Below are 15,292 nucleotides of genomic sequence, written 5' to 3' on the forward strand. Positions count from 1 at the left end.
GTGGTGCGGTCTGAGGAGGCCGCATGATGTTGAGCCGTGGAGGAGGTGCGCATGCAGCTGGACGAACGCTATGTCATCGGCTTGGATTCATCGACCCAATCCGTCAAGGCCATCGCCTGGACAGCGGACGGCACACCGCGTGCCGAGGGCCGCGCGCCGCACCGCATCTCGACGCCGCATCCGCTCAAGGCGGAGCAAGATGCCGAGGACTGGTGGTCGGCCGCCTGCCAGGCGCTGTCATCACTCATGCGCCAGATCGATCCGGCCCGGGTCGACGGTATTGCGATTTCGAACCAGCGCGAAACGATGGTCCTGCTCGGCCAGGACCGAAAGCCGCTCAGCCCGGCAACCCTCTGGCTCGACCGCCGCGCGCAGGACGTGGTTCAGCTGCTCGCGGACGAATTCGGCGCCGAGCGGCTGCATGCGACCTCGGGCAAGCCGGTCGACACCATTCCCTGCGTGTATCGCCTTTTCTATTATCGGCAGTATGAGCCGGAAATGCTGGACCGCGCGGCGCAGATACTGAGCGTACATGATTACCTGACTCAGAAGCTGACTGGCGAGGCCGCTGCAAGCTGGACCAGCGGCGATCCCTTCGGGCTCCTCGATATCGAGACGAAGCAATGGTCCCGCGCGATTCTCGACCACCTCCGCATTCCGCTCGCCAAGCTGCCGCCGCTTTACCGGCCCGGTACGCTGATCGGCCAGGTAACCGCGGATGCCGCGGCGGCGACGGGCCTCGCCGCGGGGGTGCCGGTCTATGCCGGCGGCGGCGACGGCCATTGCGCCGGCCTGGGAGTCAATGTGATCAAACCGGGCGTCGTCTATCTCAATCTCGGCACGGCCGTCGTCGGCGGTTGCTGGACCCCGACGCGCAAGCTCAGCCGGTACTGGCGCACCCTGGTTTCGCCGAGCGGCGAAGGCTATCTGCTCGAAAGCTGCCAGCGCGCAGGCGCCTATTTCGTCAACTGGCTGCTGGACACCTTCGCCGGAGGACGATCGGATCCCTCAATTTTCGAGAGGCTCGAAGCGGACGCGGCCAGCCTGAGTGTCGGCTCCGGTGGCGTCACCGTCTGCTCCTACCTCATGGGCTGCATGGACCCGCACTGGGACGCGGATGCCCGCGCAGCCTTCACCGGCATGGGTCCTGAGACGGGCATGGGCCATCTCTACCGTGCCTCGATGGAAGCCATTACGCTGGAATTCGTCCGGTCCCTGCGCGAGATGAGATCGATGGGCGTATTGGCCGACCGGATCTTCGTCATCGGCGGCGGCGCCGGCAGCCCGCTTTGGCGGCAGATGATCGCGGATGCCAGCGGACTGCCTGTCATTCGCAGCCTTTCCGACGAGGCCTCCGCACTCGGCGCCGGGATGTCCGCTGCCGTCGGCGCCGGCTGGTACGGGCATTTCAGCGAGGCCGCCGACGCCATGTCGCGCCTCGCCGAACAGGTCGAACCGCGCCCAGCCACCGCCGAAGCATGGGCGGCGCTGTCCCGCCGGCAGGCAAACCTCTACCGCGCGATCCGTCACCTCGATCATGCCGATAACGGCACCTGACCCATTTGTCTTGACGACATTTGGCCGTGCGGCATCGCAGAAACGCGCGGACCTTCCCGACACGCTTGAATTATCCCCGCGAATCGCCACCTGATCACTCGGGCGCGACTCCAAACGCTGGAGTTGCAGAAGGAAGGGGCTATCATGGGCGGTATGGATATCGCAGTCGTCGCATTCGTCGTTGTCGTGATCCTCGTGCTCTTTGCCGGGATCAAGACGGTGCCGCAGGGCTACCGCTATACGGTCGAGCGTTTCGGCCGTTACACGAGGACGATGGAACCGGGGCTTAATCTCATCGTCCCCTTCATCGATCGCATCGGTTCCAAGCTGAGCGTGATGGAGCAGGTGCTCGACGTTCCGACGCAGGAGGTCATCACCAAGGACAATGCGAGCGTGTCGGCGGATGCGGTCGCCTTCTATCAGGTCCTGAACGCCGCACAGGCGGCCTATCAGGTCGCCAATCTGGAAAACGCGCTCCTCAACCTGACGATGACCAACATCCGCTCCGTCATGGGCTCGATGGATCTGGACGAACTCCTGTCGAACCGCGACACGATCAACGATCGATTGCTCCACGTCGTGGACGAGGCCGCCAATCCCTGGGGCATCAAGATCACCCGCATCGAGATCAAGGACATCGCGCCGCCGAAAGACCTGGTCGACGCCATGGCCCGGCAGATGAAGGCGGAACGCGAGAAGCGCGCACAGGTGCTCGAAGCGGAGGGCTCCAGAAATGCGCAGATCCTGCGTGCCGAAGGCGCGAAGCAATCGGCGATCCTCCAGGCCGAAGGACAGCGCGAGGCCGCCTACCGCGAGGCCGAGGCGCGCGAGCGCCTGGCCGAGGCGGAGGCCAAGGCAACCCGGATGGTCTCCGAGGCGATCGCAGCCGGCGACGTGCAGGCGATCAACTATTTCGTCGCGCAGAAATATACCGAGGCCCTTGCCGCGATCGGAACGGCGAGCAACCAGAAGATCGTCCTGATGCCGATGGAGGCCTCGTCGCTCATCGGCTCGCTCGGTGGCATAGGCGCGATCGCGAAGGAGGTCTTCGGTGAAGGCACCGCGTCCTCCCCGCGCCAGCGCCAGTCCACGCCCCGAACCGGTCCTTCCGTTCCATCGGAAACGCCCTGAGGATCGCCCATGATCACGCGCATCATCCTCGAACTCGGCCCCTGGAGCTGGTGGGTCCTAGGCCTCCTGCTGCTGGCGGCGGAGCTGATCCTGCCCGGCGTCTTCCTCGTGTGGATCGCGCTTGCCGCGCTCGTCACCGGGGCCCTCTCGCTCTTCTTCTGGGAGGCGCCGTTCTGGAGTTGGCAGGTGCAGTTCGTCGCCTTCGCTTTGCTCTCGGTCGCTTCCGTCCTTATCGGGCGGCGCTTCGTCTCCTCTTCCGCCGAGAGCGACGAGCCTCTGCTCAACAGGCGCGGCGAAAGCCTCGTCGGACGGACGGCAGTGCTCGAGCAGCCGATCAAGGAGGGCCGCGGGCGCGTGCGGCTCGACGATACGACATGGTCCGTCGAGGGCCCCGACCTTCCGGTCGGCACACGCGTGCGCATCGTCGCGAGCAGCGGCCGCCACCTGACGGTCGAGCAGATCTGAACACATCCGCGTTCGGAAACTGCGGTAGAGAAACGATTGGTTAACCACGCGCCTTTACGTTTGCGAAACGATTGCAATCAAATTGCGGACAGACGGCGCATGGTGCCCAATATCTCACGCTCGATGATGGCGGGCGCCTTGCGTGTGAAGCCGCCGGCATGGCTGCTGGCGGGCTGCGCTTTCCTCGCCTGTGCGCCAGCGAGCGCGCAAAGCCTCGGCGATCCATCCCCGGCGGGCGTCTCCGTCGCCGCCTCAGCAGACCAGCCGCTTCCGGTCTTAATCGACCCGCAGGAGACCGGCGCCCTTGCCGGCACCGACCTTTCGCCTGCCCTGGACGAGGACTTCAACCGCCTGAACCGGCGCGAGGAGACGATCGACGGGCTGCGCAGGCGCATCGATCCCGATGACGGTCAGGCGCCCGGCATTCGCATCGGCACCTTCGTTCTGAAGCCGGCGCTCAGCGAGACCTTCAACCACGAACGGCAGAAGAACGGCGGCAGCAGTCAGAGCCGGAGCTTCATGGAGACCGGGCTCAAGGGTTCGCTGACCTCCGACTGGTCCCGCCATCAGCTCAGCGTGACCGGCGAAGGCGTGATCCAGGACAACATATCCGGTGAGGGCCAGGAGGAGCCGCGCGCCGACATCGACGCGGAACTGCGCCTCGACCTCGGCGCGGAGACCATTGCAAGGCTGAGGACAGGCTACAGTTTCGAACGCGAAGATGCGAACGACCCGAATGCCATCGCCAATGCAGACAGCCAATCCGGCGTCCATAGCTATCGCCTGGGCGCCGCGGTCGAGCGCGACCTCGGTCTCATTCGCGGCTCGCTCGGCGTGGATTTCGAGCGCCGCACCTATGGCGATGTCGAGCTCGACAATGGGACGACGCTCTCGCAGGAGGATCGCGACCGCAATCTCGGCACCCTCACGGGGCGGATCGGCTACGAGCTTTCGCCGGCGCTCGTCCCCTTCCTCGAGGCCTCCGTCGGCAAATCGATCTATGATCTGCGTCGGGATACGTTCGGCTTCGAGCGCTCCTATGAGAGCTATGCCGGCCGCGCCGGCATGGAGGTCGATCTCGGCGAAAAGCTCAACGGTGAACTGGCGCTCGGTTACGAGACCTTCCGCTTCGACGACGAACGGCTCGGCGACCTCAGCGGATTCTCGCTCGACGGCCGCGTCAACTGGTCACCGCACCGCGGCACCGACGTCCTTTTCGGCGTGCTGACCTATGTCGATCCCTCGACCACTCCGGGCGAGGCGGGATCGATCAATTACGAGCTGACGAACGTGGTCACGCATCAGTTGCGTTCGACCCTCGTCGGCCGGCTTTCGAACAGTCTCACCCTTCGCGATTTTCCTTCGGATGCCACCGCCTCCGACGAGACGACCTGGCGAACCGGCGCCGGACTCACCTGGGACATGAGCCGCTATCTCGCGCTCACCGGAGACGTGAGCTACGAGCGCACGGAAAGGGACGAGGGTAGCTCGACCGATACCACGCGGGTTGGCCTCGGCCTGACGCTCCGGCGCTGATCGGGAGGGCCGCGTTGGGCGGCCTCCCCGGCTACGCGCGAGCTTACTTCAGACCCTGCAGGAGCGTCTTGAGCGGTCCTTCCACGATGGGGCGGATATCGCCGCGCTCGAGAGCGAAGGCGACGTTCGCCAGGATGAAGCCGTCCTTGGCGCCGCAATCATACGTATCGCCGCGGAAGCGATAGGCGGCGAAGGCCTGGGCTTCGGCGAGCTTCACCATGCCGTCGGTCAGCTGGATCTCGTTGCCGGCGCCGCGTTCCTGCTTTTCCAGGATCGGGAAAATCTCCGGCTGCAGGATGTAGCGGCCATTGATGAAGAAGTTCGAAGGAGCCGTCCCCTTGGCCGGTTTCTCGACCATCTTGGTGATCCGGAAACCGTCGCCGACCGTCTCGCCCACGCCGACGATCCCGTATTTATGCGCCTGGTCGGGCGCGCATTCCTCGACCGCGACGACGTTGCCGCCGGACTCTTCGTAGAGCTCGACCATGCCCTTGAGGCAGCCCTTCTCGCCCTTCATGATCATGTCGGGCAGGAGCAGCGCGAAGGGCTCGTTGCCGACGAGATCGCGGGCGCACCAGACGGCATGGCCGAGGCCCAGCGGTGCCTGCTGACGGGTGAAGCTCGTGGTACCGGCCTTCGGCAGCATGGCTTCGAGGAGCTCGATCTCCGCCTTCTTGTTGCGCTCGCGCAGCGTCTGGTCCAATTCGACCTGGATGTCGAAATAGTCCTCGATGACCGCCTTGCTGCGGCCGGTCACGAAAATCAGATGCTCGATGCCGGCTTCGAGCGCCTCATCGACGACATATTGGATGACCGGCTTGTCCACCACCGTCAGCATCTCCTTCGGAACCGCCTTGGTCGCGGGAAGGAAACGGGTCCCGAGACCTGCAACGGGGAAAACGGCTTTGCGGACTTTGCGCTTGTCGGTCATTGGCACCTCCTTGCAGTGCATCTCAGTCTAGCCTGAAACAGGAAAATTGAATTGGATTTAGTCGCCGACTGCCAATTTTTTGCGAAGGAAGACGACTCGGTATTTTCATGGTAAAGACTTTGTTGACTTCGTTTCTGTAGGCTTCTCCCTCGACCGATACGGCTTCCGCCGTCCGGTCCCTAGAAGAACCGCATACTGCCCTTTCCAGTGGCCTGGTGCGGGCAAATTGCGAACCTCGGAGTAGTCGGTTCGGCATGAACGCCGGCTGAACGCTCCACCGAGAAACGGAACCGACAGCAGATGATGAAAAACCGCAGGACGTTCTTCCGACATATCGCCGCCGCTCTCGTTGTTGCCGCCGCTTTTGGGTCGTCGCCCGCGCGTGCGGATCAGGGTTTTCAAAACTGGATCAATAACTTCTATGCAACGGCTGCCAAGAGCGGCATCAGCCAGGCGACCTATCGCAAGGCCTTCGCCGGCGTGAAGACGCCTGATCCGGCCGTGCTGGAGAAGGCCGCCTATCAGCCCGAATTCAAGCACAAGATCTGGGAGTATGTCGACGCGCGTGTCAATCCGTATACCAAGCGGATAGGACAGGAAATGGCGGCGAAGCATGCCCGCACGCTCAATGCCCTGGAACGGCACTACGGCGTCGACAAATCCATCCTGCTCGCCATCTGGTCGATGGAATCGAACTACGGCGCGATTCTCCAGAAAGACGACCGGCTGCATTACGTGCCGCGGGCGCTGGCGACCCTTGCCTATGCCGATTCAAGGCGGTCCAAATTTGCGAAGACCCAGCTCATCGCGGCACTGAAGATCCTGCAGAGCGGCGACATCACCCCGCGGGAGCTGACGGGTTCCTGGGCGGGCGCCATGGGACACACCCAGTTCATTCCGACGAGCTATCTGCTCTATGCGGTCGACGCCGACGGCAACGGCCATCGGGACATCTGGAACTCGGTGCCGGATGCGCTTGCAACGGCTGCCAATCTCTTGCGGAAGAACGGCTGGCGCCCCGGCGAAACATGGGGTTACGAGGTCGTCCCGCCGGCCAATGCGGCGAAATATTCGGGCCAGACCAAGACGCTCGGCCAGTGGGCGGCTCTCGGCTTCGCCCGCCCGGGCGGCAAGGGCTTCAGCAATCCGAAGATGCGGGCCGAACTGAAGCTGCCCGGCGGCGGCAGCGGCCCCGGATTCTTGATGACCAAGAACTTCTTCGTCATCAAGCGCTATAACGCCTCCGATTCCTACGCGCTCGGGGTCGGGCTTCTTGCGGATCAGATCGCAGGATATGCCGGCATGCAGCAACGCTGGCCGCGTCCGGACGGTTCGCTCGACATCAGCGAAAAATTCGAGCTGCAGAACCGGTTAAAGGAACTCGGCTATTACGACGGCGAAGTCGACGGCAACTTCGGCTCGGGCTCGAAAGCAGCAATCCAGGCCTTCCAGACCCAGAACGGCCTGGCGCCGGACGGGGAGCCGACACAGCGTCTGTTGCGCGCCCTGCGCAGGTGAAACGCACCCGCAGCTTTCTCTCATCACGGCGATTCCCGATCAAACGGTGCCAATCGCCGTGATCTGGCGTATGGTTGCGGGAATGTCTGCCATTCGACGGTGAAATGATCATGCTGACGATCCGATACCGCGGGAAGGGACTGTTTTCGCGTTTGCTTCGGCTGGCTCCCGTCTTGCTCGGCGCTGCGGCGATGGTCGCCGCCGGTTTCTTTGCCACTGTGGCCGAGGCGCAGGAGCGGGTGCCACGACGCAACGTGCTGCAAAGGCTCTTCGGCGTCTTCACGCCGCAAAGGCGCGTCTATTACGAGGATCAATACGATCTTCGGCGCCAGCCACGGCCGCAGCGCATACAGAAGCGCCGAGCGCAACCATCGGAGCCACGGCAGTCGCGCCCGAGCCGGGCCAAGCCGCGGCCCGCCGCGGCACCGCCGCCCGCGCCGGTCGTCGTGGAGAAATCTCCGGACGCCAAGAAGGTCCTGGTCGTCGGAGACTTCGTTGCCGGCAGCCTTGGCGACGGTTTGAAGGTCGCGTTCGAAACCACGCCCGGCATCGTGATCGAGACGCGCGCCAACGGCTCCTCGGGTATCGTCCGCGACGACTATTTCGACTGGCCCAAGGCGCTGCCGGACGCCATCGCGGAACTCAAGCCCGCCGTCATCGTCGTGAGCCTTGGCGCCAATGATCGCCAGATGATGCGGATCGGCGACGTGCAGGAGAAGTTCCGGACCGACGCCTGGACGGAAGAATACCGCAAGCGCGTCAACGCACTGGCGACGCTTGCGCGCAAGGACAATCTTCCGGTCCTCTGGGTCGGAATGCCGCCCTTCCAATCGACGTCCATGACCGCCGACATGGTGACATTCAACGGAATCTACCGCGAAGAGGTGGAGAAGGTCGGCGGCCAGTTCATCGACATCTGGGATGGCTTCGTCGATGAAGGGGGAAAGTTCGTCCTGACCGGCTCCGACATCAACGGGCAGCAGGTCCGACTCAGGGGTTCTGACGGCATCAACCTGACGAAGGCCGGCAAGCGCAAACTGGCCTTCTATGTCGAAAAGGACATTCGCAAGCTATTGGGCGAAGCGGCAGCGACCACGGACGTTCCCGGTGCGGAAGGCCTGAAGGACCTGGTCGTCAGCAAGCCGCTTGCCAACGAAGATATCATCAAGACGCAGCCGATCAGCCTGATCGATCCCGAACTCGATGGAGCGACCGCCCTTCTCGGCGGCGACACGCCCCTCAAGAGCACGGGCAAGAGCCCGCGCGACCGGCTCATCGAAAAGGGCGAGGTGGTCGTCGCCCCGGCCGGACGTATCGACGATTTCCGGCTGACGAAGCAGGGACCGCCGGGCAGTTCTACCCGTTGATGCGCAAATGCGGCTCTCCGGAGGAACACCGCCTTCGCCCCTCATCCGCCTGCCGGGCCGGGCGAGGACTGGCCCTACCGCGGCAGCACCGTCGAGCCCATCAGCGCCTCGTCGATCGCGCGCGCCGCCTGCCGGCCCTCGCGGATAGCCCATACGACGAGCGATTGGCCGCGGCGAATGTCGCCCGCCGCCCACAATTTGTCGACCGAAGTCCTGTAGTCGCGCTCGTTGGCGACGACATTGGTCGAACCGCGGCGGTCGGTGTTGACCGTCAGCTTGTCGCCGAGATCCTTGAGGACGCTGTCTGCGAAGGGTCCGCGGAAACCGATGGCGATGAAGGCGAGATCGGCCTTGATGATGAACTCGGTACCGGCGATCGGCTTGCGGCGCTCGTCGACCTGACAGCATTTGACGCCGGTGAGATTGCCGTCCTCGTCGCCGACAAACTCGAGCGTCGCGACCTGGAATTCGCGAACCGCACCCTCGGCCTGGCTGGAGGAGGTGCGCATCTTCGTCGCCCAGAAGGGCCAGACCGCAAGCTTGTCTTCCTTCTCGGGCGGTTGCGGACGAATATCGAGCTGTGTCACCTTGACGGCGCCCTGGCGGAAGGCGGTCCCGACACAGTCGGATGCCGTGTCGCCGCCGCCGACGACGACGACGTGCTTGCCGCCGGCGAGGATCGGCTCGGACGGCCAGCCCACGCTGTCGATGTTCTCGCGGCCGACGCGACGGTTCTGCTGTACCAGATAAGGCATGGCGTCGTGCACGCCGACGAACTCCACGCCGGGGATGCCGGCGTCGCGCGGCGTCTCGGAGCCGCCGCAATAGAGCACGGCGTCGTTTTCATCGACGAGCTTTTGCACCGCGATATCGACACCGACATTGACGCCGCAATGGAAGGTCACGCCCTCGCCCCGCATCTGCTCGACACGACGGTCGATGAAGTTCTTCTCCATCTTGAAATCGGGAATGCCGTAGCGCAGCAGCCCGCCGGGCTTGGACTCGCGTTCGTAGACATGCACCTCGTGGCCGGCGCGCGCCAGTTGCTGGGCAGCCGCCATGCCGGCGGGCCCGGAGCCGATGACCGCAACCTTCTTGCCGGTCTTGGTCACGGCCGGCTGCGGCACGATATAGCCCATCTCATAGGCCTTGTCGGCAATCGCCTGCTCGACCGTCTTGATCGCCACCGGCACGTCTTCGAGGTTCAGCGTGCAGGCCTCCTCGCAGGGAGCCGGGCAGACGCGGCCGGTGAATTCCGGGAAGTTGTTGGTCGAGTGCAGGTTGCGGATCGCCTCGTCCCAATTGCCGTTATAGACGAGGTCGTTCCAGTCCGGGATCTGGTTGTGCACCGGGCACCCCGTCGGCCCGTGACAATAGGGAATGCCGCAGTCCATGCAGCGAGCGGACTGCTTCTGCACTTCCTGATCGGACATCGGAATGGTGAATTCGCGGAAATGGCGGATGCGGTCGGATGCCGGCTGGTACTTCGCCACCTGCCGGTCGATCTCCAAAAACCCAGTAACCTTGCCCATCTTATGATCCTGACATCTTCAATCTCAACAGGCGCGCTCGAGCGCGCGTGATGGCCCCTGACCCGGGCGGGCCGGGAGCCGTATTCACGAGGGCCGGTTACTCGGCCGCTTCAGCCATCTTCATGCGCTCCATGTCCTCGAGCGCGCGGCGGTACTCTACCGGCATCACCTTGCGGAACTTCGGCCGGTAATCCGCCCAGCGATCGAGGATCTCCTTGGCGCGGACCGAACCCGTATAGTGCAGGTGGTTCGAGATGAGCTGGTAGAGGCGCTCCTCGTCGTGGCGCGTCATGTCGCCCGAGACGTCCACCATGCCCTTGTGCATGAGGTCGCCGCCGTGGTGATGCAGCTTCTCCAGCATGTCGTCCTCCTCCGGAACCGGCTGGAGTTCGACCATGGCCATGTTGCAGCGCCGGGCGAAGTCGCCCTCCTCGTCGAGCACGTAAGCGACACCGCCCGACATGCCGGCCGCGAAGTTGCGGCCCGTGCCGCCGAGAACGACGACGACACCGCCGGTCATGTATTCGCAGCCGTGATCGCCGACGCCTTCCACGACCGCGATCGCACCGGAATTGCGCACGGCAAAGCGTTCACCGGCGACGCCGTTGAAGTAGCACTCTCCGGAAATCGCGCCGTAAAGCACGGTGTTGCCGACGATGATCGACTGGTGCGGCACGATCCGAGCGTTCTCCGGCGGCCGGACGATGATGCGCCCGCCCGAGAGGCCCTTGCCGACATAGTCGTTGCCGTCTCCCACGAGATCGAAGGTGATGCCGCGGGCGAGGAACGCGCCGAAGGACTGGCCCGCCGTGCCCTTGAGGGTCACGTGGATCGTATCGTCCTTCAGCCCCTTGTGGCCCCAGCGCTTGGCAAGCGCGCCCGAAAGCATGGCGCCGGCCGAACGGTCGACGTTCCTGATCCCGGCTTCGAAGGCGACCGGCACCTTGGTCTCGAGCGCGAGCTTCGCCTTCTCGATCAGCCTGCGGTCGAGAATGTCGTCGATCGGATGGTTCTGGCGCTCCGTCCAATAGGTCGCTTCCTTCGGAGCCTCCACCTTGTGGAAGATCTTCGAGAAGTCGAGGCCCCTCGCCTTCCAGTGCTCGATCATCCGGTCGCGGTCGAGCAGATCCGAGGCTCCGATGATGTCGTCGAGCTTTCTGGCACCAAGCGATGCGAGGATCTCGCGCACTTCCTCCGCAACGAAGAAGAAGTAGTTGACGACATGCTCCGGCGTCCCCTTGAAACGCTTCCGGAGCACCGGATCCTGGGTGGCGACGCCGACAGGACAGGTGTTCAGGTGACACTTGCGCATCATGATGCAGCCGGCCGCGATCAGCGGCGCGGTCGCGAAGCCGAATTCGTCGGCGCCGAGCAGCGCTCCGATAACGACGTCGCGGCCAGTCTTCAGGCCGCCATCGACCTGCAGCGCGATGCGGGAGCGCAGACCGTTGAGCACCAGCGTCTGCTGCGTTTCGGCAAGGCCGATCTCCCACGGACTACCCGCATGCTTCAGCGAGGTCAGCGGCGAAGCGCCGGTGCCGCCGTCGAAGCCGGCAATGGTGATGTGATCGGCGCGTGCCTTGGCAACGCCGGCCGCAACGGTGCCGACACCCACTTCCGATACCAGCTTGACCGAGACATCGGCTTCCGGGTTGACGTTCTTCAGGTCGTAGATCAGCTGCGCCAGATCCTCGATCGAATAGATGTCATGATGCGGCGGCGGCGAGATCAGGCCGACACCCGGTGTCGAATGCCGCGTCTTGGCGACGGTCGCATCTACCTTGTGACCCGGCAGCTGGCCGCCTTCGCCGGGTTTTGCGCCCTGCGCCACCTTGATCTGCAGAACGTCGGCATTGACCAGATATTCGGTGGTGACGCCGAAGCGGCCGGAGGCGATCTGCTTGATCGCCGACCGCTCGGGGTTCGTCGAGCCGTCCGGCAGCGGCAGGTAGCGATCGCTCTCCTCGCCGCCTTCGCCGGTGTTGGACTTGCCGCCGATCCGGTTCATCGCGACCGCGAGCGTCGTATGCGCCTCGCGGCTGATCGAGCCGAAGGACATGGCGCCCGTCGAGAAGCGCTTGACGATCTCCGCAGCCGGCTCGACCTCCTCGATCGGGATCGGCTTGCGGCCGGCCGCCTCGGCCCCCTTTATCGTGAAGAGCCCACGGATCGTGTTCATGCGGCTCGCCGACTCGTTCATCGTCGCCGAGAATTCGCGATAGCGGTCCTCGGCATTGCCGCGCACGGCATGCTGCAGCGAGGCGATGGCGTCCGGCGTCCAGGCATGGCTTTCGCCGCGCATCCGGAAGGCATATTCGCCGCCGATGTCGAGCGTATTGGCAAGCACCGGATCGCTTCCGAAGGCCGCCTTGTGACGCGCCACGGTTTCGGCAGCGATCTCCTCGAGGCCGATGCCTTCGATCGTCGTCGCAGTACCGAAGAAGTACTTGCCGACCAGCGCGGACGAAAGGCCGACGGCGTCGAATATCTGCGCGCCGCAATAGGACTGGTAGGTGGAAATGCCCATTTTGGACATGACCTTGAGGATGCCTTTGCCGACCGCCTTGATGTAGCGGTAGACGACTTCCTTCTCGTCGACTTCCTTCGGAAACTCTCCGCGCTTGTGCATGTCGACCAGCGTGTCGAAGGCGAGATAGGGGTTGATCGCTTCCGCGCCGTAGCCGGCGAGCAGGCAGAAATGATGAATTTCGCGCGGTTCGCCCGACTCGACGACGAGGCCGACCGACGTGCGCAGACCCTTGCGGATCAGGTGGTGATGGACGGCCGCGGTCGCGAGCAGCGCCGGGATCGCCACGCGATCGGGACCGATCTGCCGGTCGGAAAGCACGATGATGTTGTAGCCGCCCTTGACTGCCGCTTCCGCCCTTTCGCAGAGACGATCGAGCATTTCCAGCATGCCTTCGGCACCGCGCGAAATGTCATAGGTGAAATCGAGCGTCTTCGTGTCGAAGCGGTCTTCGGTGTGGCCGATCGAGCGGATCTTCTCGAGGTCACCATTGGTCAGGATCGGCTGGCGGACTTCCAGCCGCTTCGCATGCGCCATGCCCTCGTGGTCGAGGATGTTCGGGCGCGGGCCGATGAAGGAGACGAGGCTCATCACCAGTTCCTCGCGGATCGGATCGATCGGCGGGTTGGTGACCTGCGCGAAGTTCTGCTTGAAATAGGTGTAGAGCAGCTTCGGCTTGTCGGACATGGCCGAGATCGGCGTGTCGGTGCCCATGGATCCGATCGCCTCCTGACCGGTCGTCGCCATCGGCGACATCAGGAGCTTCGTGTCCTCATGGGTGTAACCGAAGGCCTGCTGGCGGTCGATCAGCGACACGTCGCGCCGCAGCGCCCGCGGCTCGACCGGCTTCAGTTCTTCGAGGATCAGCTGGGTGTTGTCGAGCCATTGGCGATAGGGATGCTTGCCGGCGAGCGACGACTTCACCTCCTCGTCGGAGATGATGCGCCCCTCTTCCATGTCGATCAGCAGCATCTTGCCGGGCTGCAGCCGCCATTTCTTGACGATCTTGTCTTCGGCGACCGGCAGCACGCCGGCCTCCGACGCCATGATGACGCGGTCGTCGCTGGTGACGATGTAGCGCGCCGGGCGCAGGCCGTTGCGGTCGAGCGTGGCGCCGATCTGGCGGCCGTCGGTGAAGGCGACCGCCGCCGGTCCGTCCCACGGCTCCATCAGCGCCGCATGATATTCGTAGAAGGCCTTGCGCTCAGGCGACATGAGCTGGTTGCCGGCCCAGGCCTCGGGGATCAGCATCATGACGGCATGCGAGAGCGAATAACCGCCGCGCACGAGGAATTCGAGCGCATTGTCGAAACAGGCCGTGTCCGACTGCCCTTCATAGGAGATCGGCCAGAGCTTGGAAATGTCGTCGCCGAAGAGCGGCGAGGAAACGGAAGCCTGCCGTGCGGCCATCCAGTTGACGTTGCCGCGCAGCGTGTTGATCTCGCCGTTATGCGCAACCATCCGATAGGGATGCGCGAGCTTCCAGGACGGGAAGGTGTTGGTCGAGAAGCGCTGGTGCACGAGTGCGACGGCCGACTGGAAGCGCTCGTCGGCGAGGTCCTTGTAATAGGCACCCACCTGGTAGGCGAGGAACATGCCCTTGTAGACGATGGTGGTGGTCGACAGCGACACGATATAGAAGCCGAGATCGCCACCATCGGCTTCCGCATAGATGCGGTTGGAGATCACCTTGCGAAGCGTGAACAGCCGCCGTTCGAATTCATCGCTGCTCGCGGCCTCCCGGCCAGCGCCGATGAACACCTGGACATGGTGCGGCTCGGTCGCGGCGATGTCGGGCGCCTTGGAGAGAGACGAATTATCGACCGGCACGTCGCGGAAGCCGAGCATTATCTGCCCTTCCTCGGCCACGACTTCACTGATCACCTCCTTGAAATGGGCAATGAGCTTCTCATCGCGCGGCATGAAGAGATAGCCGACGGCATATTCGCCCGCCTTCGGCAGGGTGACGCCCTGCTTCGCCATCTCCTCGCGGAAGAAGCGGTCGGGGATCTGGACCAGAATGCCCGCGCCGTCGCCCATCAGCGGGTCGGCACCGACCGCTCCGCGATGGGTCAGGTTTTCGAGCATGAAGAGGCCGTCGCGCACGATCTGATGCGACTTCTCGCCCTTGAGATGGGCGACGAAGCCGACGCCGCAGGCGTCATGTTCGTTCCGTGGATCGTACAGCCCCTGTTTTCGCGGCAGGCCGGAGGGGAATGCGGGCGTTTTCACAGCCGTCGCAGCGTCTTGTGCGAGGTTGAGCCCAATCTGTCGTGATGGCGAATGATCCGTCATCTTTTCCCTCCTGTTGAACCCGGGAATTCCGGGCATAACGCGGCCCGCACGCAGTTGCCGCATGGTGCTTTTCGCACGGCGGCAAGCCGGGCATTATCGTCGCATGATCCTGATCAGGTCGCAAATGAAGCGCGGCCGCGTCAGGCACCGATGTCCGCGACCATCCTGACGCCAAGGAATAACGACCGGATGAAATCCGGCGAAACCCCCTCGCGCTTCACGCCGGCTGCCGCTTTTCACGGTGCTTCCGGCGATTGTTCCGGCCCCTAGACCGAAATAGGACAGCAAACCTGTCCTATTTCATGCGCTCTATGCCAGAAACCGCCCTCCTTCGCAAGGGCCTCGGCCGCAAATAATGCGAGAGATTTTGCCGAACATTGCCGGAAATTACCCGGGTTTGAAATTTAATTACCCGTATCCCGCACTTTCTTTA

The 15,292-nt window shown here is 63.9% G+C and carries 9 protein-coding genes; 6 read left to right on the forward strand and 3 right to left on the reverse strand.

The window, feature by feature from the left end; genetic code table 11:
* The first annotated feature begins 51 nt into the window (after positions 1–51).
* The 4 genes from ACTJKL_RS04465 to ACTJKL_RS04480 all read left to right on the forward strand — a co-directional run bounded on the left by ACTJKL_RS04465 (position 52) and on the right by ACTJKL_RS04480 (position 4,689).
* On the forward strand, positions 52–1,557 hold the full coding sequence (locus ACTJKL_RS04465; protein WP_440852262.1) for a xylulokinase: 1,506 nt from the start codon (positions 52–54) through the stop codon (positions 1,555–1,557).
* A 144-nt stretch (positions 1,558–1,701) separates the two neighbouring features.
* The gene (locus tag ACTJKL_RS04470) at positions 1,702–2,688 is read left to right on the forward strand and encodes an SPFH domain-containing protein (RefSeq protein ID WP_018096774.1); all 987 of its coding nucleotides are present in this window, start codon (positions 1,702–1,704) and stop codon (positions 2,686–2,688) included.
* A gap of 9 nt (positions 2,689–2,697) precedes the next feature.
* Positions 2,698–3,153 (forward strand): NfeD family protein, encoded by a 456-nt coding sequence (locus tag ACTJKL_RS04475; protein WP_127709051.1) that lies wholly within the window; start codon positions 2,698–2,700, stop codon positions 3,151–3,153.
* Positions 3,154–3,252: 99 nt separating this feature from the next.
* The gene (locus ACTJKL_RS04480) at positions 3,253–4,689 is read left to right on the forward strand and encodes an outer membrane beta-barrel protein (protein ID WP_440852263.1); all 1,437 of its coding nucleotides are present in this window, start codon (positions 3,253–3,255) and stop codon (positions 4,687–4,689) included.
* A 43-nt stretch (positions 4,690–4,732) separates the two neighbouring features.
* Here the strand turns inward: ACTJKL_RS04480 and galU are convergent, their stop codons facing one another.
* Positions 4,733–5,620, reverse strand: coding sequence for a UTP--glucose-1-phosphate uridylyltransferase GalU (galU, locus tag ACTJKL_RS04485; protein ID WP_100672930.1), 888 nt, complete (start codon positions 5,618–5,620; stop codon positions 4,733–4,735).
* 300 nt (positions 5,621–5,920) lie between these two features.
* On the opposite strand from galU, the gene ACTJKL_RS04490 reads away from it, so the two are divergent.
* Together ACTJKL_RS04490 and ACTJKL_RS04495 are read left to right on the forward strand one after the other, a co-directional pair.
* Complete coding sequence (locus ACTJKL_RS04490) at positions 5,921–7,138, forward strand: lytic murein transglycosylase (protein WP_100672929.1); 1,218 nt, start codon at positions 5,921–5,923, stop codon at positions 7,136–7,138.
* Positions 7,139–7,242: 104 nt separating this feature from the next.
* Positions 7,243–8,505 (forward strand): SGNH/GDSL hydrolase family protein, encoded by a 1,263-nt coding sequence (locus tag ACTJKL_RS04495; protein ID WP_100672928.1) that lies wholly within the window; start codon positions 7,243–7,245, stop codon positions 8,503–8,505.
* A 74-nt stretch (positions 8,506–8,579) separates the two neighbouring features.
* On the opposite strand, the gene ACTJKL_RS04500 is transcribed toward ACTJKL_RS04495, so the two are convergent.
* Together ACTJKL_RS04500 and gltB are read right to left on the reverse strand one after the other, a co-directional pair.
* Positions 8,580–10,037: a glutamate synthase subunit beta gene (locus ACTJKL_RS04500; RefSeq protein ID WP_100672927.1), complete on the reverse strand. Its 1,458-nt coding sequence runs from the start codon at positions 10,035–10,037 to the stop codon at positions 8,580–8,582.
* Between the two features lie 97 nt (positions 10,038–10,134).
* Entirely contained in the window at positions 10,135–14,859 is a 4,725-nt protein-coding gene (gene gltB / locus ACTJKL_RS04505; RefSeq protein ID WP_324762335.1) for a glutamate synthase large subunit, read from the reverse strand.
* Positions 14,860–15,292 lie beyond the last annotated feature (433 nt).

Source organism: Sinorhizobium sp. 22678, from assembly GCF_052044265.1.
GTDB lineage: Bacteria > Pseudomonadota > Alphaproteobacteria > Rhizobiales > Rhizobiaceae > Sinorhizobium > Sinorhizobium meliloti_A.

Excerpts from the sequence above, each read along its gene's own strand:
- ACTJKL_RS04465 (WP_440852262.1), top strand. The coding sequence starts at position 52 with ATGCAGCTGGACGAACGCTATGTCATCGGCTTGGATTCATCGACCCAA.
- ACTJKL_RS04470 (WP_018096774.1), top strand. The coding sequence starts at position 1,702 with ATGGGCGGTATGGATATCGCAGTCGTCGCATTCGTCGTTGTCGTGATC.
- ACTJKL_RS04475 (WP_127709051.1), top strand. The coding sequence starts at position 2,698 with ATGATCACGCGCATCATCCTCGAACTCGGCCCCTGGAGCTGGTGGGTC.
- ACTJKL_RS04480 (WP_440852263.1), top strand. The coding sequence starts at position 3,253 with ATGGTGCCCAATATCTCACGCTCGATGATGGCGGGCGCCTTGCGTGTG.
- galU (WP_100672930.1), bottom strand. The coding sequence starts at position 5,620 with ATGACCGACAAGCGCAAAGTCCGCAAAGCCGTTTTCCCCGTTGCAGGT.
- ACTJKL_RS04490 (WP_100672929.1), top strand. The coding sequence starts at position 5,921 with ATGATGAAAAACCGCAGGACGTTCTTCCGACATATCGCCGCCGCTCTC.
- ACTJKL_RS04495 (WP_100672928.1), top strand. The coding sequence starts at position 7,243 with ATGATCATGCTGACGATCCGATACCGCGGGAAGGGACTGTTTTCGCGT.
- ACTJKL_RS04500 (WP_100672927.1), bottom strand. The coding sequence starts at position 10,037 with ATGGGCAAGGTTACTGGGTTTTTGGAGATCGACCGGCAGGTGGCGAAG.
- gltB (WP_324762335.1), bottom strand. The coding sequence starts at position 14,859 with ATGACGGATCATTCGCCATCACGACAGATTGGGCTCAACCTCGCACAA.